The sequence below is a fragment of the Salinimicrobium sediminilitoris genome (genome assembly GCF_020866905.1).
In the GTDB taxonomy this organism is placed as follows: domain Bacteria; phylum Bacteroidota; class Bacteroidia; order Flavobacteriales; family Flavobacteriaceae; genus Salinimicrobium; species Salinimicrobium sediminilitoris.
The window spans coordinates 149,440-171,376 of sequence record NZ_JAIVCC010000001.1 but is presented as its reverse complement, the minus strand read 5'-3'; the positions used below and the strand labels follow the sequence as shown (position 1 = coordinate 171,376).

Sequence of the window (21,937 nt, the reverse complement as noted above, 5' to 3'; positions counted from 1 at the left end):
AAATCCGTCGGATTTCTTAAAAGGATTTCTGAAGGCATAAAAAATCTTATGCAGGAATAGGATTGGTTTTCAAAATTGTTTCCCGCAGATTTCGCAGATCACCGCAGATAATATATTATCTTAATTCTTCATGGACGAAAATGAAATTTCATATAAGATTCGAGGTCCTATTTTTAAGGTATTTAATTCCTTTGGGCCGGGTTTATTAGAATCTGTTTATGTCGCAGCTCTCGCGTCGGAATTGAGAAAAGAAGGGCTTAGTGTAAGAAAAGAAGTGGCTGTACCTGTAATTTTCAATAATGAAAAATTGGAGGTGGGGTTTCGAATGGACCTTCTTATACAAGAGAAGGTTTTGATTGAAGTGAAATCTATAGAGGCAATTGCTCCGGTTCATCATAAACAGACTCTTACATATTTAAAACTAACCGGATTAAAACTGGGAATTCTCGTGAATTTCAATGTAGACAACATTATTGAAGGAATTCCTAGAAAGATTAATGAACTTTAGATCTGTGAAAATCAGCGTGATCTGCGGGAAATTTAATGATCATTTTTCTATGTACATGAAAATGTCTTTTTTTACTCCTTATCACCATGCAAAGCCGGTGCTATTTTTTAATCCAATTTTAAAATTTATTGAAGTGGAAGATTCTCTTAAAATTGGCCTCGGCGGAGGTTGTCACTGGTGTACCGAAGCCATTTTTCAATCGGTAGATGGTGTAGTGAAGGTCGAGCAGGGTTATATTGCTTCAGAAGCTCCTGCAGAAGAATTCTCTGAAGCAGTCATTGTTCATTACCTTCCAAAAAGGGTAAAAATGGAGCGGCTTCTGGAGATTCACCTACACACGCATAATTCCACTTTCAATCATTCCTTCAGGAAAAAATACCGAAGTGCGATTTATTATTTCTCTACGGAAGATAAATTTTCAGCAAAAGCAATACTGGACAAGTTGCAGAAGGAGTTTGAAAAGAAACTTGTAACAGAAATTCTGTCCTTCCGGAAATTTAAGGCTTCAAGAGAACAGATACAGGATTATTACAGAAAAAATCCAGATGCTCCATTTTGTAAGCGATATATTGAGCCAAAGCTGGAAAGGCTAAAGGAAAGAAAATGGTGAAAATCCGGACTTTTGTTAGAACCCAAACAGTTTAATAACCAATTAATTAAATCACATTTGAAGCTCTAAATATTGCTGTCACCTGAAATAAAGGGAGTGATTTTTTATGGCATAAAAACACTGGAGAAGTAACACCTTCATTGGGTTTTGCAGACTCATCTATGAACCTGGACTTTGTATAATTAATTCCATTGTAATTATACCAATTCTTACCATACCTCCTAACCAGTTTTAAAACATAACGTAATTTACCACATTCATAGGATTTAGAATCATCTGATAAAATAAGGGGTGACAAGCCAAGGTTTAAATATTGCAAGCCTTCCATTTTAAATTTTTTAATGGCTTCAACAATTATTGCATAGTAAATGCCTTGCTTAAAACTAGGACTTGACCTTGATATATCTGGAATATATCCAACACAACTTCCATTTTCAAAAATTGGATCAAATATTATATATGCAATAAGATCTCCTTCTGAATCGTATGCGCAAAATGTTCTTGTACCTTTTTCAAAATATGGATGTATGCGGACAAGAAAATTTAGTTCCTTCTTACTAACCCGTCTTGTATTTAGCCACTTAGAGGATATTGCCTCAAAATCATTTTCATGAGGATTCTCTATAATTTTGATATTCTTTTTGGCTGCCTGGTTGTAAGAAGTTCGAATAACTTGTTTTCTCTTTCCACTTATTTCCCATTCCTGAATATTAATCAATCTTTCATTGCCAATCTGTGTAGAAAAATAACCAAATTCAAAATGAAGTAGTTCTGCAAATTCTTTAGAAGCCTGCACAAACGAAACTCGATTATACTTCCTTAAAAAATCCCGAATTAAAATTATCCTGGATTCCTTCTCAGGAAGTTTAAATAAAGGATCAGATAAAACAAAGTAACATCCGTATTTCTTGATAAAGGAAATCAAGCCATACTCATGTTGGAAATATTGCATTTGAGGCTGAAGAATTGAATAATGCATACAACTACCCTCACTGTATGGTTTAATGTAATTTTTAAAAACATGGGAAGCTGTCATTTCCATTTAAAAAGATCTTTAGCAATTAATTACAAATATTCGCGTAAAAGACTAAATCAACAATACTCAAAAGACCCATATTCAGATTTAATGGTCAGCTTTTTCTCTTCTGAAGCCTCTACTCTTCCAACGATTTTCGCATCCACATTAAAGGATTTGGAAATGGAGATGATATCCTCTGCAATATTTTCATCAATATACAATTCCATTCTATGCCCCATGTTGAACACCTGGTACATTTCCTTCCAATCGGTTTTGCTTTGCTCCTGTATCAATTTGAACAAAGGTGGAACCGCGAAAAGATTGTCTTTGATCACGTGCACCCCGTCCACAAAATGGAGCACCTTGGTTTGTGCCCCGCCGCTGCAATGAACCATCCCAGAAATGTCGTTTTTAGAATATTTTTCCAGGACCTTCTTAATGACGGGAGCATAAGTGCGGGTTGGCGAAAGCACAAGCTTCCCGGCATCCAGCGGACTTTCTTCTATAGCATCAGTAAGGTTTTTGGAGCCGCTGTACACTAAATCTTCAGGTACTGCAGGATCAAAACTTTCAGGGTATTTTTTAGCGAGACTTTTTCCGAAGACATCATGACGCGCAGAAGTAAGTCCGTTACTGCCCATGCCGCCGTTGTATTCTTTTTCATAGCTCGCCTGTCCAAAGGAGGCAAGTCCAACGATTACATTTCCGGGTTTGATGTTGGCATTATCGATCACTTCGCTGCGCTTCATTCTTGCAGTTACAGTGGAATCGACGATAATCGTACGAACGAGGTCACCCACATCGGCCGTTTCACCGCCTGTGGAATGGATATTAATTCCGAAGCCTTTTAAATCCTCCAGCAGTTCTTCGGTACCGTTGATGATAGCGGAAATTACTTCTCCCGGCACCAGATTTTTGTTGCGGCCAATTGTGGAAGAAAGCATGATGTTATCCACTGCACCCACGCAAAGAAGGTCATCAATATTCATAATTAGTGCGTCCTGCGCGATGCCTTTCCAAACGCTAAGGTCACCAGTCTCTTTCCAGTACATGTAAGCCAGGGAAGATTTTGTACCGGCACCATCGGCATGCATAATGAGACAGTAGTCTTCGTCCCCGGTAAGATGATCGGGGACAATTTTACAGAAGGCCTTTGGAAATAAGCCTTTGTCGACATTCTTTATGGCGTTGTGAACATCTTCCTTTCCGGCTGAAACTCCGCGACCGGCATATCTTTTACTTATTTCCTGGTTCATGTAGATCGATTTTGCGGGTCAAAGATAATTAGTTTAAGATTTTTGACCTTCAGTTTCTTTAAATATAAAAGCCACTCCAAAAAGAAGTGGCTTTAAGATGACATTTTTAAAAGGAATTATCTGGTAAAGAGTAATTCACGATATTTGGTCAATGGCCAGATCTCGTCATCGATCAACAACTCCAGCTTGTCGCAGTTGTAGCGAATTATATTGAAAAATGGTTTAACCTCATTGCAGTATGCAAATGCTTTTTCTTCGGCATCTTCAAGTTTATTAGCCTTTTTACGTGCCTCGATCATATCTGTAATTCCCGAATTGATCTTTTCAATATGCTCGGAAATTTCTTTAATGATCTCCAGTTGTTCCCTGGAATGGGTCTGGAAACCATCACCAAAGATATCTTTTAGTCCGCGTACGTTTTTGATCAAGATATTTTGATATCGAATCGCAGTAGGGATAACGTGGTTGCGGGCGATATCCCCAAGAATACGGCTCTCGATTTGAACTCTCATGATGTATTCTTCCAGCTCGATCTCGTGGCGTGCCTCAACCTCCACCTTGTTCATAACCCCAAGTTCATTGTACATCTCAATGGTCTTTTGGCTTACAAGAGCCTTAAGTGCTTCGGGAGTATTACGATTATTACTTAGTCCACGTTTTTCGGCTTCTTTTTCCCATTCTTCAGAATAACCATCTCCTTCAAAACGTATGTTTTTGGAATCTTTAATGTATTCTCTCAAGACATTGAAGATGGCATCATCCTTCTTCATTTTCTTGCCTTTGATAAGACTGTCAACCTCTTTTTTGAAATCCTTAAGTTGCTTGGCAACAATTGAGTTCAAAGCGGTCATAGGCTCGGCACAGTTTGCCGTGGATCCTACAGCACGGAATTCAAATTTATTCCCGGTAAAGGCAAAAGAGGAAGTCCTGTTCCTGTCGGTGTTGTCCAGCAGAATTTCTGGGATTTTTCCGACTACGTTTAACTTAAGTTCGGTCTTTTCTGCCGGAGAAAGTTTCCCGTCAGTCACTTTTTCCAGTTCATCAAGAACTTCAGTTAGCTGGGAACCTATAAAGGTAGAAATGATGGCCGGCGGAGCTTCGTTGGCACCAAGCCTAAAATCGTTTGAAGCACTGGCAATGGTTGCTCTCAACAATTCTTCGTTGTCATGGACGGCCTTTATGGTATTGATGAAAAATGTCAAAAACTGAAGGTTCTTCATTGGCGTAGAACCAGGACCAAGAAGGTTTACTCCGGTATCTGTACTCAAAGACCAGTTGTTGTGTTTCCCGCTTCCATTAATTCCTGCAAAAGGTTTTTCATGAAACAACACTACAAAATTGTGACGTTCGGCCACTCTTGACATGATATCCATAAGCAGGGAATTGTGATCCACTGCCAGGTTAGCCTCTTCAAAAATTGGGGCGAGCTCAAACTGGTTTGGAGCCACCTCGTTATGTCTTGTTTTTACAGGAATTCCCAGCAGCATACACTCCTTTTCCAGGTCTCTCATGTAAGCGAGAACCCGTGAAGGAATAGAGCCAAAATAGTGATCATCCAATTGCTGACCTTTAGCCGGGGAATGTCCTAAAAGAGTTCTTCCTGCAAGTTGGATATCGGGTCTTGAAGCAGCCAAAGCGGAGTCGATGAGGAAATATTCCTGCTCCCAACCAAGGGTTGCCTGTACCTTATTTACATTCTTATCAAAATATTTTGCTACATCTGTAGCTGCCTGGTCAACTGCCTGTAATGCTCTTAACAATGGTGTCTTATAATCCAGCGCATCTCCTGTATAGGAAACAAAAACACTGGGAATACATAATGTAGTTCCGTAAATAAAAGCGGGGGATGTAGGATCCCAAGCGGTATAACCGCGTGCTTCGAAAGTATTTCTTATCCCACCGTGTGGAAAACTTGAAGCATCGGGTTCCTGTTGTACAAGTTGACCTCCGCCAAATTTTTCAATTGCGAGTCCGTCCCCAATAGTTTCAAAGAACGCATCATGCTTTTCGGCAGTGGTTCCGGTTAAAGGTTGAAACCAGTGGGTGTAGTGAGTAGCGCCCTTAGAGATCGCCCACTCTTTCATTCCGGTAGAGATATGATCGGCGATAGTACGATCGATCTTCTTTCCGGTGGCATTGGCTTCCAATACGCTCTGGTAGGCTTCCTTTGTAAGGAACTGTCGCATTACACTTTCTGTAAAGACATTGCGGCCGAACAATTCTGAACGCCTTTCCTTTTCTTCAACCTCAACAGGTTTACGGTTCAGGGTTTCCTTGAGTGCCTGGAATCTTAATGTTGCCATGAGTAATTTTGTTTTTTATGGGTTAACGGCAACAAATATATTTTATTTTTAGACACACCCCCTAAAATTTTGGGGTATGTTTATAATAATTTTTGTTTTTCTTATGATAACCCCCTATTTAATTCAAGAATGCAAGACTCACAAATGCGGCATATCCCGCAACCAGGAAAAAACCTTTCCAGCGATTCATGGAATATCTCTTCGGAAGAAAGGCAAGCGGAATTAAGATAAAGGCTATTCCAATCATCCAGAAAATGTCACTGGTAAGTATAGCTTCAGAACTTACTGCGATAGGCTGAATGATCGCAGTAATTCCCAACACCGATGCAATATTGAAAATATTGGAGCCTATTAAATTTCCAAGAGAAATGGCTTTTTCATGCTTCATAGCGGCAATGACAGATGCTGCAAGCTCGGGCACACTCGTACCTATTGCGATCATAGTTACCGAGATCACCCTTTCACTCACTCCTAAAGCCGATGCAAGGTCTACAGCACCCGACACCAAAAATTCTGAACCAAAGTAGAGCGCCGCACCACCAATAATCAACCAGAGTATTGTCTTAAAGTTGGATGCTACCTGTAGATCTGGATCCACCTCATCGGGTTGTAATTCTGGTTTAATACGGGCCCGCCGAATTAAGATAAAGAGGTACAAAACAATTCCTATCAATAAAAATATGCCTTCGGGTCGGGAAAGAATTTTTTCGGTTGAGAGAAAATAAAAGAGTGCCAGGGAAAAGAGCATCATGATAGGCCAGTTAAACCTGTAGAATTCGCGGTCAATAGCCAATGGGGAGATCATAGCGGTTATCCCCAGAACAAGACCAATATTGGCAATATTAGAACCAATTACATTACCCAAAGAAATATCTGAAAATCCATCTAAGGCCGCTTGCAAACTAACCAGCAGCTCGGGTGCCGAGGTGGCAAAAGAGACCACGGTAAGCCCAATTACCATACGGGAAAGCTTTAATTTTAAAGAAATCGCAACAGATGATCTTACAAGGAATTCCCCTCCCACTACTAACAGGATGAAACCAAGGATAATATAAAATACGCTCATTAATTTTTTTTGCGAAGATAACAGATTCTCATTGAATGGATGAAGTCCGGCTTTTTTGGAGGATCAATAAATAATTCAAGGGGTAAATGATATGAGGATCTTTTGATACTCTTGAGAAATAGAATTTGATTTGACCTTTTTGGAAGAATTCCTTCAGGAAAAGGGCCACCTTTTCCTATAGACTTCAAAAAGAGAAAATTCAGAACTTATCTTTATATTTGATGGAAACCACCTTTTATGAAAAAGAACCTTTTTAGAGTTCTGGCCAAAGTGAACAAGAAAGTGCTCCCAAATTATTCCAAACGGCAATTGGATCTGGCTAAAGCCACTAAATTTCAGAAAGCTATCATAGGATGGAAGATTTGGGTGACTAAGAATTCTTTGTAAATAAACAAATTACAAGCACCAAATTCCAAATAGCATAATTTCACTTCAGTTCATCGGTAATAAACTGAAAAGGCTTCATAGACCCTTTGACCAGTCACCAATTCACCATTAACTAATAACTAATAAGCGACACTACTTTATAAGAACTGATTTTTTCCTTTCCGTTTAGGAAGGACAGGTCCATAAGGAAATTACACTGCACGATTTCACCTCCAAGCTTTTCAACCAGTTTACATGCTGCAGCTGCAGTTCCTCCGGTTGCCAAAACATCATCGTGTACCAGCACTTTTTCCCCTTGTTGAATTGCATCACTGTGAATTTCCAGAATATCTTCTCCATATTCCAGGGAATAACTTTCTCGATGGGTGTCAAACGGCAGTTTTCCGGGTTTTCTTATGGGGACGAAGCCTGCATTCAATTCCTGTGCTAAAAGTGTTGCAAAAAAGAAGCCCCGGGATTCAATCCCCACCACTTTATCAATGTTATGACCTTCCAAAAAAGACAAAAAAGCATCCAGTGTATTTCGGGTGGCAACAGGATCTTCGAGGAGAGGAGTAATATCCTTATAGACGATCCCTTGTTTCGGAAAATCTTTTATGTCACGAATGTAGTCTTCAATTTTGAACATGTATAGGGTTTATTTGCGAAGTTAATAAGAAAATCAGTGTTCCGGAAGCCTATCTTCCACTACTTCTTTAGTAAAAAACCAACAAAGATTTATTACTCATTTAACTGGTATAAACTGTTATGGAGTATACATTTATAAAAAAACAATTAAAACCAGAAAAATGAAAAATTTAAAAGACCTATTTGAACATCAATTAAAGGATTTGTACAGCGCCGAGAATCAACTGGTGGAAGCTCTTCCTAAAATGCAGAAGCACGCTACAGACGATAAACTGAAAAAAGCTTTTGAAAATCATCTCAAAGAAACTAAAGGGCATGTAAAGCGTCTTGAGGAGATCACAGAAAAGCTTGGCATAAAACCAACCGGCGAAAAATGCAAGGCCATGGAAGGTCTGGTAAAGGAGGCAGAGTCTTTTCTTAAAGAGGATACCGAAAAAGATGTACGCGATGCAGGTCTAATCGCAGAAGCCCAGCGGGTGGAGCATTATGAGATCTCAGGTTATGGTACAGCTGTGCGTTATGCAAAAGAACTGGGCCACGATGACATTGCCGATAAACTTCAAAAAACGCTGGATGAAGAATATAAAGCCGATAATCTTCTTACAGATATGGCCGAAGACCGCTTAAACAAAAAGGCTAAATCCTAACTGTTTAAATAATTTATTTTCAAGAGGCTGTCTTAAAAATTTATTCTAAACGTTGTTCAGATTTGCTTCAGGAACTTACGTTAAAAATTTACTTTAAGACAGCCTCTTTTTGCTAAAAAATAAGGGACAAAAAAGAAAAATTTATGAAACTTTTTGTCAGGTTTTTCTTCAAATGCCAAATAAGAGTTAAGCCTCCTTTTTTAACGAAAACGTTTGAGTAAATTCCTTAATTTAATGTCTCCTAATAAGAACAAAAATTAATGTAAGAATGTCATGAGTAATGAGGCGGTAAGAGAACTAACATTGCGACAACTTCTGGAAGATAATTTCAAAAGTTCAAAACGGTTACGCAAATTTACAGAGGCTTTGGAAGAGGCTTCTCTAAAATCTTATTTTCAAAAACTGGCTTCCCGCCGCTCTCAGTTCGCAATAGAAATAAGTGAAGAAATTTACTTTTTCAGTGGAAAAAAACCTTTTATCCCTTCTGTTTCTTACCCGAGAAAAATGGAAAGTAATTGCCAGGAAAATAAGATGAAATGCATTAAAAAAGCATTAAAAGCAAATAAAAATAGTCTGCTAAAATACCAGGAAGCACTTTGCCGAATTCATGACGGCTCATGCCGTGAAGTTCTAATTAGGCACAAAGCATATATTGAAAATTGCATCTTTGAACTTAAATCCCTCAAAACACTGCTTAGATATGTGGTGCCAAAAGAAGAAGAATTAGACGAGATTCGCAGTAATTCATAAAAACCTGCTTTTTATTATAATATCTGCCATAATAAAAGCACCCTTAGCCCCGGCGAGGGTGCTTTTGCTTTTACCCCTTTCCCGGGGATTTTTTATATTGCCGGTTCAATTCCAACTCTTATATATGACCAACAAGTATTTTCTCTTCATTCTGGCTTTTTTAAGCCTTCAGGTTATCCACGCCCAAACATCAGATCTAACGGTAGAAAAAATAATGCAGGATCCTTCCTGGATGGGAACATTTCCTTCGAACATTACGTGGGGACCTAATAATGATTACATTTACTTTGACTATAATCCCGACAAAAATCCTTCAGACTCACTATACAGGGTGAGCATTGAAAACCCGAAGCAAATAAAAAAAGTTTCATGGCAGGAGGAGAATAAGCTACTCCCAAGTTCGGGCGATTTCAATAAAGCACGAAACATGAAGGTCTATACCCGCGATGGAGACCTTTATCTTTATAAGCTCGAGAAGCAGGAAGAGCAAAAACTCCTTGAGCTGAATGGTAGTATTTCAAATCCGCAATTTTTAAATGACGAAACCCGCCTTAGCTTTATTCTGGCCGACAATGCATTTGTTTTTGATCTCGAGTCGGGTGGTATAAAAAAACTGACCAATATAAATTCAGGCACAAAAGAAGAAAAGAAAGAAAAAGAACTTTCTGCACAAGAGCAATGGCTACAGGATGAAAATCTTGAACTCCTCGAAGAAGTCAGGAAACGCCATGAAAATAAGAAATCACAAAAAACTTATCGTGATCTTACTGCCGGGCCTAAACCATTTACATTTTACACCGGCGGTAAACAGGTAAGAAATTTAACGGTATCACCAACCGGAAATTACGTCACTTTCCAGTTGATCTCCAGCACAGATGCAAAGGATACTGGTGTTCCGGATTACACCGACCTCTCGGGTTTTACCGTGAACCTGCCTGCACGGAGCAAAGTAGGCGGCGGGCAGACTACAATGGAAGCTATGATCTATAATCTTGAAAAAGATACGGTTTACCAGGTAAGGACCGAAAATTTACCCGGCATCAAAGATCTACCCGATTATGTTCAGGACTATCCCGAAAAGGTATGGGCAGAGGAAGTGCGGGAGGTATATTCCTATGGCCCGTGGTTTTCCAATGACGGAAAGAAAGCGGTTATGGTAATTCGTTCCCAGGACAATAAGGATCGTTGGATTGCAAGGCTGGATCTTGAAACAGGGGAATTAAAATCCCTGGACAGACAAAGGGACGAAGCTTGGATCGCAGGTCCCGGAATCGGCTATTCCTGGAGTGGAGGCGATATTGGCTGGTTAAATGACAATGAGAACATTTACTTCCAAAGCGAAGAGAGCGGCTATTCCCATCTTTATCTTCTTAATGTTAACTCCGGAAAAAAGAAACAGCTGACAAAAGGGGATTTTGAAGTGTTTGATCCAAAACTTTCGAATGATGGAAAAACTTTTTATTTAACGACCTCAAAAGTTCATTCGGGCGAGAGGCACTTTTACAAAATGCCTGTGCGCGGCGGCAAGATGCAGCAGCTCACCAGCCTCACCGGAAATAATGAGGTAAACCTATCGCCCAATGAAAAATACATGGCTATAAGATATTCCTACTCCAATAAGCCCTGGGAGCTTTACGTGAAGGAAACTTCGGCAGAGGCTCAGGCAAAGCAGGTAACATCGGGCCAGTCTCCGGAATTTAAGAATTACAACTGGCGTGATCCTCAACTTGTGAAATTTAAAGCTGAAGATGGTGCAATGGTACCGGCCAGGTTATATAAACCTACGCAGGAGGCGAAAAATGGTGCTGCCGTAGTCTTTGTTCACGGGGCAGGTTATCTTCAGAATGTGCACAAATGGTGGTCAAGTTATTTTAGGGAATATATGTTTCACAACCTGCTCACAGATCTCGGTTACACGGTACTCGATATTGATTACCGCGGAAGTGCGGGCTACGGCAGGGACTGGCGCACCGGTATCTACAGGCATATGGGCGGCAAAGACCTCAGCGACCAGGTGGACGGGGTAAAATATCTTATAGCTGAACATGGTGTAGACCCCGAAAAAGTAGGGATTTATGGCGGCAGTTATGGTGGCTTCATCACCCTGATGGCTATGTTTACTGAAGCCGAATCATTTGAATCTGGCGCAGCCTTACGTTCGGTTACAGATTGGGCCCACTACAACCATGGCTACACCTCAAACATACTTAACGAACCGGTCAATGACCCACTAGCCTACAGGCGCTCCTCCCCTATTTATTTTGCTGAAGGTTTAGAAGGGAATCTTTTGATCGCGCACGGAATGATCGATATCAACGTCCATTTCCAGGATGTGGTGAGGCTGGCTCAAAGGCTGATAGAACTGGAGAAAGACAATTGGGAAATGGCAGTATATCCTGTAGAAGATCACGGTTTCACACAGCCCAGTAGCTGGACCGATGAGTATAAAAGGATACTGAAGTTATTCAATGAAACCTTAATTGATTAAACTCCTGAAAAATGACAAGAAACCGGACCCTTTTGGGCCGGTTTTTCTTATTCCGGAGCTCTGGTGACTTTTAAAAACCGAGTATTTTCCCTAACTTTATTTCCCTAATCCAAACCAACATGAAAAAGATCCTTGTAGCGATCAACATTGAGAAAAATGCCGGTCGTTTATTAGCCAAAGCCGAAGAATTAGCACAAGCCTTTGGATCCAAGATATGGATCCTTCACGTTAGCGAACCCGATCCAGATGACTTCCTGGGTCTGGAAGCCGGCCCTCAATTTGCACAAGACAAAAGGGTAGAAAAACGTAAAATAGAAGGTGCCCTTGTTAAACGTTTAGCGGAAGATCTCCGACAAAAAAACATTGAAGCCGAAGCTGTTCAATTAGAAGGATCTACAGCAAAAATGATTAAAAAGGAAGTTCAAAAGATCAATGCAGATATTGTGATTGCAGGCCACCATAAAAAGAATTTCTTCTATCAAATGTTCGTAGGCAGTTTAGAACAGGATCTTATTGATGATCTAGGTATTCCAGTACTCTTGGTACCTGTAAAACACTGATTGGGAAGTAATTTATTAAAATAAAAAATATGCTTATCCTTCATTACCCCAATTAATGAAGGAATATTCTTACATAAATCTTCATTTTGTCAGTTAAAGGGGATAATTTTGTCGCCTAAAGGGCTAACATGGTAATTTTCAATAGCTCCAGACATTATTTTTTGATTATATTTGTTGTGCCTTTAACAAAAAAATAAGCCCAAAGGCAGGTTTTATTTTTCATATCCCCTACAATGAGAGAAAACTGCTGGAAAGACATTTTTGAAGCTATTCCATTTGCGTGCCTGGTGTTAAAACTCGAAGATTCCGGAGCGTTCACAGTTGTTGAAGTAAACCCGGCCTATCTTGAGTTAACCGGCACTACAAGAGAAGAGCTTATAAACAAAAACAGCAAAGAAGCTTTTCCTCCCAATCCCGATCTTCAAGAATACGGTCATGATCATTTCAATCTCGCACTGGAGAAAGTAATCCAGACCGGAAAAAAAGCCGAAGCCAAAGATCTTCGCTATGATATTAAAAACAAGAGGACGGGAAAGTTTGAAGAACGCTATTTCACCTCTCAAAATGTACCGGTAAAAAATGAAGGGGGAAAAGTAGAGGCTATTCTCCATACTACCCAGGATGTCACTCTGGAAAACAAACGTAAAAAACGCGATCGGGAAATTGAGGAAGAACTCAATGCCAACAGGCAACAATTCAAAAATTTTATCAGGGAAAATCCGGATGGTCTTTACAGGCTCGACCTGGAAGGTAATTTTTTGCATGCCAACGACAGCCTCGTAAAGTTAGCAGAACTTCCTTTCGAAGAATTAATAAACTCCAATTTCCTACCATTTTGCGCCCCTTATCACAAGCAACTCATCCTGGATCATTTTAACAAAGCAGTGGGTGGTCAAATCACTTCCTTTGAAGCTGATTTTAATTCGGCCGCAGGAAACACGGTTGTACTTAAGATTCTTTTAATGCCAATGTTCCTCGAGGGAAAGGTTGTGGAGGTTCACGGTATTGCCAAGGATGTTACCCAGCTCAAGCAGAGTGAAAAAGTAATTATAGAAAAAAGTCGTTTCCTGGAGGTCAACGCTGCATTTGTAAGTTCGCTCCTCGAGAATGAGATCAATAATGAAGTTCTTCATGAAACTTTTGGTGTCATAGCCGAAACCGTTGAAGCAGACAGAATGTATTATTTTGGTGCCGATACCCATCCCGAAACAGGAGAAATCCTCATTAGTCAGAAAGTGGAATGGTGCAGTGAAAGAGCTTTTCCGCAGATCGACAACCAGGAGATGCAGAATATGCCAATAAAAAAAGTTGAGGAGATCACAGCGCCCTTAATTAAAAACCTTCCCTTTACTGCTACCTTAGAAGAACTGTCTCCCGGCACCTTAAAAGACATTTTCCAGGAACAGCATATTAAGTCCATGTTATTACTTCCAATTTTTGTGGAGGAAAATCTTTCAGGATTTGTTGGTTTCGACGACTGTTCTGTTCAGCGTATCTGGAAAGAAGAAGAAATTAGTTTTCTCAAAAGCCTTACCCAAAACCTTACCAATGCTTTCGAGAAAAATGCGGCTTTGAAAAAAGTTAAGAAAAGAGAGGAAGAACTTAAACTTAGTGAGCAGAAATTCAGATCCATGGTCCAGGAAGGGTCAGATCTTATCGGGATTTTGGATATTGATGGTTATTACTCCTTTGTAAGCGAAAATTATAAATCCATCCTGGGATTTGATCCAAAAGAACTTATAGGAAAGAATGCCTACCATTTTATCCATTGTGATGACTGGGAAAGGGTTAAAGAACAATTTTACCAGCTTAAGGACAAAAAGCAGGTAAGGATCTCTCCTTTCAGGTTTAAAAATAAAAAGGGAGAATATCGCTGGGTCCAAACCACGGCCACCAATCTAATGAATGATTCGGCGGTTAAAGGTATTGTTGCCAATTCCAGGGATATCACTACGGTTATTGAACAGGCACGTGAAATAGAACATATTAATGAAAGGTACCAACTGGCAGCAACTGCCACCCAGGATCTAATTTATGATTGGGATCTTACCAGCAACGACGTTACCCGTTTTCACAGGGGCCCTCGTGAGTTGTTCGGTTATCCTGCAGATGTTGTTAATAAGAGAGATTTCTGGAAAATTAATATACATCCCGAAGATAAGCCTGTAGAAAAAAAGAAACTGGCCGATATAATTTCGAATCCTAATGAAGATTTTATAAAGACAGAATACCGCTTTAGAAAGGCCGATGGCACTTATGCCAGGGTAGTGGACCGTGGATATATCCTGCGGGACCACACCGGCAAAGCCCTAAGGCTTATTGGGGCCACTAGTGATATTTCAGAAATTACAGCAAAAAGAGAGGCTTTAAGGATCGCTAATAAGCGCTTTAAAATGGCCATGAAAGCAACCAATGAAATGATTTGGGACTGGGATATTGCTACAGATTCGGTGACGCGTAGCAAAGGTTATAAAAAGATCTTTGGGTATGACACCAATGAAGCCACCTCGGTTCATTCTTTCTGGCTCACCAAAGTGCCCGATGAGGACAGAGAAAAAGTTCAACGCTCCCTTGCCTGCGCCATAGCAGATCCTGAAGTCGATAAATGGAAGCTGGAATATCGTATCGTAAAAGCCGATGGAAAGATTGCCCACATTACCGATCGCGGATATATTCTGAGAGACCAGAACAAAAAGGCGACCAGGATGATAGGTGCTGTGCTGGACGTCACCAATTCGAGAAAATTACTTCGGAAAATACAGAGTCAAAACAAGGTTTTAAAGGAGATCGCCTGGGAGCAGTCTCATGTAGTGAGGGCTCCCTTGGCACGAATAAAAGGCCTTCTTCACCTGCTGGATGAAGAGGTTTTTGAAGATATGTCACAAGAAGAGATCCTGTTTCACATAAAAGATTCGGCAAATGAGCTGGACAGCATCATTCGAAGTATTGTAGAAAAAACTGAAAAGATTAATGTTGAAGTCAGGTAATGCAGGCCGGTTAGAAGTATTGGTAGTAGATGATGACAAGGTGGTTACCCTTTTGCACAAGAACAGCCTGAAGTCCTCTCGTATTGAACATCTACCGGTGTTGTGCTATAACGGAAAGGAGGCCCTGGATTATCTTCAGAAAAATGACAGGCCCGACAAGCATTTTCTCATTTTACTCGATCTCAATATGCCCGTTCTCGACGGCTGGAAATTCCTGAATAAATTAAAGAAAAATCCGCCGCAGGCCCAGGTGTATGTTATCGTAGTGACCTCTTCCATAAATCAACAGGATTATCTCAAAGCTCAAACGTATGACCAGGTCATTCACTTTTGTCGCAAACCCCTAAGCCCGGAATGCATATTGAAAATTAAAAAGCTGGAGCCGGTGCGACAGTTCTTTTTAAGAGGAGTTGAAGAAACAAAGGAAACTGAAAAATAGGTTCCAAAAATGCCATTTTTAGGGGGTGAAATTCTGCGGAAATTTCTACCTTGAAAATAAAAATGAAGCAGGTAAATACTGCCTTTGCCGGCTATGGTTCCGGTGGAAGCATCTACAATGCCCCTATTCTATCCAGTGTTGAAGGATTTAATGTAACTAAAGTCCTCACCTCCAGCCCCAAAAACATCAAGGCCGCCAAAAAAGATTTTCCGCAGGTAAAAGTGGTGAAAGAATATTCAGCAATTATTGAAGATCCAGATATTGATCTTGTTGTCCTGGTTTTACCTAACCACCTGCATTATACCTTTGCAAAACAGGCTCTTGAAGCGAATAAAAATGTAATGGCAGAAAAACCCTTTACACCACATTCAAGAGAGGCCAATGACCTTATAAAGCTGGCTCATCAAAAAAAATTGGTTCTTGGTGTAAATCACAACCGCCGGTGGGACAGTGATTTCCAGACCGTAAAAAAGATCGTCAAAAATGGCCTTTTAGGAAAGGTAGTGGAATATGAGGCCCACTTCGACCGGTTTAGAAATGAAGTTAAACCCGGCTGGAAAGAGAAAAAAGAAAATCCCGGCAGCGGAATTCTCTACGACCTGGGCAGTCACCTCATCGACCAGGCGCTAAACCTGTTTGGCAACCCAAAAGAAGTTTTTGCCGATATAAGGACACAGCGGGAAGGTGCGACAGTACCCGATGCTTTTGAACTCCTGCTCTTTTACCCTAACCTCAAGGTCACCTTAAAGGCAGGAATGCTGGTCAAAGATAAAGGACCTACATTCCAGGTTTTTGGGACCAAAGGGAGCTTTGTAAAGTTTGGCGCAGATGTACAGGAAGAAGCTCTTAAAGAGGGAAAAAGACCAATAGACACTTCGGAATGGGGAGTGGAGCCCAAGAATATCTGGGGAAAACTGAAAACCGTACAAGAAGAAAATTTAATCGAGAGTGAACGCGGAAACTACACGGTAATTTACCAGAATCTTTATAATGCGATCACGGCAGGTGAAGCCTTAGCGGTTAAACCAGAACAGGCCCGTGATGTCATAAGGATCATAGAGGCTGCGCAACAGAGCCAGGATGAACGAAGAGTGATTACTTTTGGTTAACAGGATTAGAAGAAGCCTTCAGGTTTAAGAAGTATCTTTTTGCTTCCTTCAGCACTCTGGGTGCCATAATAAGAGTCGCAGTCATGGTTGGAATTGCCATTAAAGCGAAAAATCCGTCAATGAGATTGATCATTAAGCTTAGAGAAGTTGTCGCCCCCAGAAGTATACTCAGGATATAAAAATAATTGTAATAATGCTTGTTCTTAGCTCCAATTAGGAAAGAAAGACATTTGCTTCCGTAGTAAGAATAGGAGAACAAAGAGGAAATACTAAAGATGGCGATGCACACCAACAGCAGGTAATTTCCATAGACCGGGATTGAGTCATTAAAAGCAGCAGCGGTTAAACTCACCCCATTAACGTCATGCGTTTGCCACACCCCCGTCACAAGGATAGCCATTCCCGTTAAGGAACAAACGATAAGAGTGTCAATGGCCGGTCCCAGCATAGCCACTAGACCTTCCCTTACAGGCTCGGCAGTTTTGGCGGCCCCGTGAGCCATGGGAGCAGTCCCTATTCCCGCCTCATTAGAGAAAGCGCCACGGCGTATACCCAGAATAATGAGTCCGCCCAACATACCTCCTAAAAATGGCTCTCCGGCGTAATTTTCTGCAGCAAAAGCATCTGTAAAAATGAGTCCGAAATAATATGGCACCTGATCAAAATTCACAATAAGTATTATGAGCACAGATACAAAATAAAGCGCAACCATAACCGGTACCATTTTGGACACCGTACTACTTATGCGGGCCAGTCCTCCATAGATCACCACTGCCGTAATTATCGCCAGAATGATCCCAATGATCAAATTGGAAGTAAAAGTCACCTCCACCCCATTGGGACTTAAGAGGATATAATTGATGGCCTGGGTAAGTTGATTTACATTAAACACCGGCAGGGCTCCTACCAGACCGGCAACACTAAAAAAGGCTGCCATGATCCACCATTTCTTTCCAAGACCTTCGGTAATGAAATACATGGGACCACCCTGCAGTTTTCCTTCAGAATCTTTTCCACGGTACATGACCGCCAGGGTATTGGTGAAAAATTTTGTTGCCATCCCAATAACGGCACTTATCCACAACCAGAACATCGCACCGGGACCTCCAATAGCAATCGCCACTGCAACCCCGGCAATATTTCCCATTCCTATGGTAGACGACAAAGCAGTAGAAAGTGCTTTAAAGTGATTGATCTCCCCGGGATCATTGGGGTCATCATATTTTCCCCGCAGCACTTCAATAGAATGCCGTAGATATCGAAAAGGGAGAAATCTGGAAAGTATAAGGAGATATAATCCACCTCCGGTAAGTAAAATTAAAAGCGGAAGGCCCCAAACGAAGGAGGCGAATTCAGCTACAAACTCATCTAGTTTAGCCATAAAGCAAATATAGTACTTGCAAGGTTCTATGCAAGGTGAGGAAGCAGCAAGTAACGTCCATTTTCTAATTCTCAGAAGAAAAATTGCAGGATAAACGAGTTATTACCCTCACAAAAGAGGATAAAAATTTCACACCGGTATAAGTATAAACGGGGCAAAGAGGAAAAATAAATTATTTAAGCTAAAAATGTTTTCGTTTTTTATAAAATCGCCTATATTTGCACCCGCAAAAAGGCCTCGTGGCGCAACTGAATAGCGCATCTGATTACGGCTCAGAAGGTTACAGGTTTGAATCCTGTCGAGGTCACAGAGTAAATCCGCAATACACTGATAACAAAGTGATTGCGGATTTTTTTATGCTTTTGTACCGCCCGATGTGTGGCCGTGTTATTCGTATAGAGGTAAAATAATATTCCAGGTCCTTGGTGTTACTAAATTAACTATTGGCTATATAAGACAAAAGAATTTGCTGCTATCCCTATACTAATTTCGGTTATAAAGCATACAAGAAGCTAAATACATAGCTCAAAACGAAATTTATATTGTATCTAATTTTTTGTTGCAGTTAGTTAGACTGGGGAGTGGCTTCTAAAAAAATATTTACCTTTTAAAAAAATTGAAAAAACCTTACTATTGAACTTCAGGAATTGGGCTTTTTCTAAACCAAGATAAAATTAAAATTAATAAAAGGTACTTTTCATCAGTTTCAAAGGCCTCCGCAGGAGCTTTAATGTCCCACCATTTTTTAACATTTTTGAATCTTTTCATGAAATCCCTTTCAATCCCATTTAGGCTATTATAATTCGCCGAGGTTAGAATATTGTACTGACGGTTTGCTAAGTCTTCATTATAATCGACAATATCATCCAATAAGCCAATAAGTTCACCAAAAGAAAAAAGCCATTTAAAGTATTCCATAGTTGGTGGCTTTTTCAGGCAGAGCAAGCCAGGCAAGGCCATGACAAGAAATGGATATACAGACTTTTTTTTCCAGATCTCCAAATCAATATTTCTGTTGGTACTTTGAGTGTTATTCTCGGCGATATACATTTCCCATATTTTATTCTTTAATAGTTTTATTACATTTTCATTATGTTGATATGAATTCTGATGAATGTGAACAAAATAGTTTTTTAAAATTGGCCCTAACAAACCTTTCTTACTAAAAAAGGCAATCTCCTTTTCTTGGTGAATAAATTGTCTTAAATACTTTTCATTAAGAATTCTATTTCTGGAGCATCCTTCATCCAGCATTATATCATAAATCGTGACCAATAAATTTGCTTTACTACCTAAGGTATTAGTAAAGGCTCTTTGTTCTACATTTAAAGGTAAGAAGGCCGTTATATAAGAAGTCATGGTGTGGCCATATCCAAGAATTCTAAATGTTTGGTCTAAAAAATTGTCTTTCAATCCCTTTTGGAGAATTCTGTTTAATACTTTTTTCTTTATGGAGTTTGATAATTTTTTATATTCTTCAGCGCCTTTATCGATAACTAATTTTCTACAGCGGAAGTAAATACTTTGGTCAATAATTGTTTCCTGGTATTCTTTCAGAATTTTATTTATCAGCGAGTTTTGTAGATCAGTCAGATCACTTTTTTTGTACATATTCAATATATTTTTGAATAGCAAGTATTGCAGTGGCAGTTGTAAAAAGCCTTTTTTCATCCAGGCGAATACTCCTTCCTCCCAACAATTCATAGCTCCAAGTGATATTCTCTTCTGGGTTTACCATCCAGGGAGGGGGAATTCTCAATTCAGCACTTGATGGCCAGGAACCGTCAGGATTTTGCTCTCGGATTAATCTATTCATCAAGAGATCAGCACAATCTATTAAATCTATTGCCAATGCAATTCTTAAAAATAAACTAAGGTTGAAGGCGGATATTTGATCGGAAACAATTTGATTTTTCAACCAATTCTTTGTTCTATCTAATTGTTTCTGTATGGGAAGTAATTTCTGAATTTTAAGGGCCTCAATAGCGAAGCATGTTGCATATTCAGGTCCATTCCACCAGTAACTATTCCAAGTTCCATCTTCATTTTGAGAGTTTCGTAAATAATTTACATTTTGAAAATTTAATTCTAATAAATTAAGACTCATAATACTTGCCGAAACACAATTATGAGATGAACACCATCCTAAAAATGAAGTAGCCGACAGTTTAGTGAAGATCCGGATAGGTATTGATGATTTAAAAGTTTTATACCCTCCGTCAGAGGTATTATGTTTTTTCAAAAATCTCTTTGTATAAAGTCTACTAAGAAGAGAAATATTACCCGGGCAGGTAATTCTTAAGAGTGCCAGGGCCCAGGCTGTACTATCGGCATCTGCAGGCACTTTTCTGCTATATCCCCATGTACCAAAAAACCTATTATTTTTTACCAGATATCGACTTGCTTTTTTAGCGCTTATATCACCAAAATTAGAAATTTGGGAAATGTGGTAACCGATATAAGCGGTTACCCATTCTGTACTATATCCTGCTAAGGTGTAGAAATCTTCCCAATGACCGTCTTTGTATTGCCGGTCGCATATAAATTGGAAGGCTTTCTTCTGGCTCTTAAGACCATCCCCCACCACTTGCTCCCGTATTGATCCAATTTGAATCCTGAAAACAGAGCGAACCTTTGATAATTTCCGAATCTCCCCATCCGCCTCCTTCAGTTGTTTTTCCCCATACTCTACCATCAGTCCTATTCCAAATTACGAACTTGCCTACCCTCTCATTCTCATTATCTTGGAAAGCATCTGTTTCACTGATAAACTTTGGCCAATCACCACTTGTTGGAAGTGTAGCTCCATTTCCATTAAAACATGCATGTTCAACTGCCTCAGAATCCAGTTCCGTCCCGCCACATACATGGACAAGTTCATGTAGTAAAAGAGCTCCAATCCTGTTAATATTTGTTACGCATAGCCAAATTTTGTTCCCTCTTCTTCTACCATCCAAACCTGATAAATCCGAACAATCACAGTCAATCTCTACTTCTTCCCATTTTTCTCTTAGGCATGCTCTTAAGCCTGGGAAACAGTCGAGACAAGAAGAACTGATGAAATTATTAAAGGCGTTGGTAATTCGGTTACGCTGCGTAAGGTTGCAATTTTCTACTTCTGTTCCTCCTCCATCCCAGCCACCTCCTACTGTACTTTTAGTCCATCTAGGCATATCTTTTAATTTTGATTTTTAAATTTCCATGCAATCCAAACTCCACCTCCGAAGTCGGATTTAGATGGACTATGAACTGTTCCCATCATTGCTAAAGTAGCATGGCTTCCTGCATCACTTAATTCGGCTTGGTATTTTAAACCTTCCTTTAATTTTCCAATTTCCAGTTCTAATGAAAGTTTATTATCTCTTAACTGTCCAGAGACTTGACCTTTGATTGTATGCGAATCATGTAATCCTTGTGGAACCTGGATTTCAAATTCTCCCTTAACCACTTCACCTTCCGATTCTAATTTAAAAGATACAAGGCATGAATATCCTCGCACGTCTAAATATTTACCTTCCCATTGGCCGGTAATGAGCTGTTGCTTTTCAGTTGTCATAGATTTAAATTTATGTTAATACGTACGTTATTTTATAACATTTAAAAGTGAGAGTAAAGGGTAGGGGATGCTCTCTGGGGTAAAAATTATTAATTGAGGTGCTTTAAGAAAATAGCTTATCCATTTAATGATCTATATATTATAAATAGAACTTGTGATAAATGAATTTTACTACTAAATTAACTAATGGGTAGGGCCAATATTTAGTGCAGTAAAAGCTCTGATTTAGCTTCTCTTAATAAATT

The 21,937-nt window shown here is 39.8% G+C and carries 20 protein-coding genes and 1 tRNA gene; 11 read left to right on the top strand and 10 right to left on the bottom strand.

All coding sequences use genetic code 11. The features are described 5' to 3' along the window. Positions 1-130: 130 nt before the first annotated feature. Positions 131-508 carry a GxxExxY protein gene (locus LA313_RS00695; protein WP_228912686.1) on the top strand — a complete coding sequence of 126 codons (378 nt, stop codon included), beginning with the start codon at positions 131-133 and terminating at the stop codon, positions 506-508. Then, on the top strand, positions 498-1,118 hold the full coding sequence (locus tag LA313_RS00690; RefSeq protein WP_228912685.1) for a peptide-methionine (S)-S-oxide reductase: 621 nt from the start codon (positions 498-500) through the stop codon (positions 1,116-1,118). The genes LA313_RS00695 and LA313_RS00690 overlap by 11 nt, the downstream gene beginning before the upstream one ends. Before the next feature lie 46 nt (positions 1,119-1,164). Here LA313_RS00690 and LA313_RS00685 read toward each other — a convergent pair whose 3' ends face one another. The 4 genes from LA313_RS00685 to LA313_RS00670 all read right to left on the bottom strand — a co-directional run bounded on the left by LA313_RS00685 (position 1,165) and on the right by LA313_RS00670 (position 6,761). Then, positions 1,165-2,160 carry a DUF2156 domain-containing protein gene (locus LA313_RS00685; protein WP_228912684.1) on the bottom strand — a complete coding sequence of 332 codons (996 nt, stop codon included), beginning with the start codon at positions 2,158-2,160 and terminating at the stop codon, positions 1,165-1,167. A gap of 50 nt (positions 2,161-2,210) precedes the next feature. Next, positions 2,211-3,392, bottom strand: a complete 1,182-nt coding sequence (locus tag LA313_RS00680; RefSeq protein ID WP_228912683.1) for an AIR synthase related protein — start codon at positions 3,390-3,392, stop codon at positions 2,211-2,213. 116 nt (positions 3,393-3,508) lie between these two features. Then, a complete protein-coding gene (locus LA313_RS00675) occupies positions 3,509-5,695 on the bottom strand; it encodes a glutamine synthetase III family protein (RefSeq protein ID WP_228912682.1) in 2,187 nt (728 codons plus the stop codon). Between the two features lie 118 nt (positions 5,696-5,813). Further along, on the bottom strand, positions 5,814-6,761 hold the full coding sequence (locus tag LA313_RS00670) for a calcium/sodium antiporter (protein WP_228912681.1): 948 nt from the start codon (positions 6,759-6,761) through the stop codon (positions 5,814-5,816). A gap of 237 nt (positions 6,762-6,998) precedes the next feature. Between LA313_RS00670 and LA313_RS00665 the strand changes: the two genes are divergently transcribed. Then, a complete protein-coding gene (locus LA313_RS00665; RefSeq protein WP_228912680.1) occupies positions 6,999-7,148 on the top strand; it encodes an SsrA-binding protein in 150 nt (49 codons plus the stop codon). Positions 7,149-7,260: 112 nt separating this feature from the next. On the opposite strand, the gene LA313_RS00660 is transcribed toward LA313_RS00665, so the two are convergent. Then, entirely contained in the window at positions 7,261-7,776 is a 516-nt protein-coding gene (locus LA313_RS00660) for an adenine phosphoribosyltransferase (RefSeq protein ID WP_228912679.1), read from the bottom strand. A gap of 160 nt (positions 7,777-7,936) precedes the next feature. Here LA313_RS00660 and LA313_RS00655 point away from each other — a divergent pair, with 160 nt between their 5' ends. From LA313_RS00655 to LA313_RS00625, 7 genes are all read left to right on the top strand, one after another. After that, positions 7,937-8,422 carry a YciE/YciF ferroxidase family protein gene (locus LA313_RS00655; RefSeq protein WP_228912678.1) on the top strand — a complete coding sequence of 162 codons (486 nt, stop codon included), beginning with the start codon at positions 7,937-7,939 and terminating at the stop codon, positions 8,420-8,422. A gap of 273 nt (positions 8,423-8,695) precedes the next feature. Further along, entirely contained in the window at positions 8,696-9,172 is a 477-nt protein-coding gene (locus LA313_RS00650) for a hypothetical protein (RefSeq protein ID WP_228912677.1), read from the top strand. Between the two features lie 124 nt (positions 9,173-9,296). Beyond that, entirely contained in the window at positions 9,297-11,660 is a 2,364-nt protein-coding gene (locus LA313_RS00645; protein WP_228912676.1) for a S9 family peptidase, read from the top strand. Between the two features lie 119 nt (positions 11,661-11,779). After that, positions 11,780-12,220, top strand: coding sequence for a universal stress protein (locus tag LA313_RS00640; RefSeq protein ID WP_228912675.1), 441 nt, complete (start codon positions 11,780-11,782; stop codon positions 12,218-12,220). A gap of 233 nt (positions 12,221-12,453) precedes the next feature. After that, entirely contained in the window at positions 12,454-15,207 is a 2,754-nt protein-coding gene (locus LA313_RS00635) for a PAS domain S-box protein (protein ID WP_228912674.1), read from the top strand. Then, positions 15,191-15,646 carry a response regulator gene (locus LA313_RS00630; protein WP_228912673.1) on the top strand — a complete coding sequence of 152 codons (456 nt, stop codon included), beginning with the start codon at positions 15,191-15,193 and terminating at the stop codon, positions 15,644-15,646. Before LA313_RS00635 ends, LA313_RS00630 begins: the two co-directional genes overlap by 17 nt. A 62-nt stretch (positions 15,647-15,708) precedes the next feature. Continuing rightward, positions 15,709-16,755, top strand: a complete 1,047-nt coding sequence (locus LA313_RS00625; protein WP_228912672.1) for a Gfo/Idh/MocA family oxidoreductase — start codon at positions 15,709-15,711, stop codon at positions 16,753-16,755. Here the strand turns inward: LA313_RS00625 and LA313_RS00620 are convergent. Further along, on the bottom strand, positions 16,742-18,136 hold the full coding sequence (locus tag LA313_RS00620) for an alanine/glycine:cation symporter family protein (protein WP_228912671.1): 1,395 nt from the start codon (positions 18,134-18,136) through the stop codon (positions 16,742-16,744). The two genes, LA313_RS00625 and LA313_RS00620, sit on opposite strands and share 14 nt — an antisense overlap. A 233-nt stretch (positions 18,137-18,369) precedes the next feature. Here LA313_RS00620 and LA313_RS00615 point away from each other — a divergent pair. Next, positions 18,370-18,443, top strand: a tRNA-Arg gene (locus LA313_RS00615). 323 nt (positions 18,444-18,766) lie between these two features. Here LA313_RS00615 and LA313_RS00610 read toward each other — a convergent pair. Genes LA313_RS00610 through LA313_RS00595 form a run of 4 tightly spaced genes read right to left on the bottom strand, consistent with a single transcriptional unit; the run spans position 18,767 to position 21,692 of the window. Beyond that, entirely contained in the window at positions 18,767-19,747 is a 981-nt protein-coding gene (locus LA313_RS00610) for a hypothetical protein (RefSeq protein WP_228912670.1), read from the bottom strand. Next, positions 19,731-20,723 carry a prenyltransferase/squalene oxidase repeat-containing protein gene (locus LA313_RS16395; protein WP_228912669.1) on the bottom strand — a complete coding sequence of 331 codons (993 nt, stop codon included), beginning with the start codon at positions 20,721-20,723 and terminating at the stop codon, positions 19,731-19,733. Before LA313_RS16395 ends, LA313_RS00610 begins: the two co-directional genes overlap by 17 nt. After that, complete coding sequence (locus LA313_RS00600; protein ID WP_228912668.1) at positions 20,704-21,309, bottom strand: hypothetical protein; 606 nt, start codon at positions 21,307-21,309, stop codon at positions 20,704-20,706. Before LA313_RS00600 ends, LA313_RS16395 begins: the two co-directional genes overlap by 20 nt. Positions 21,310-21,314: 5 nt before the next feature. Beyond that, a complete protein-coding gene (locus LA313_RS00595) occupies positions 21,315-21,692 on the bottom strand; it encodes a hypothetical protein (protein ID WP_228912667.1) in 378 nt (125 codons plus the stop codon). Positions 21,693-21,937 lie beyond the last annotated feature (245 nt).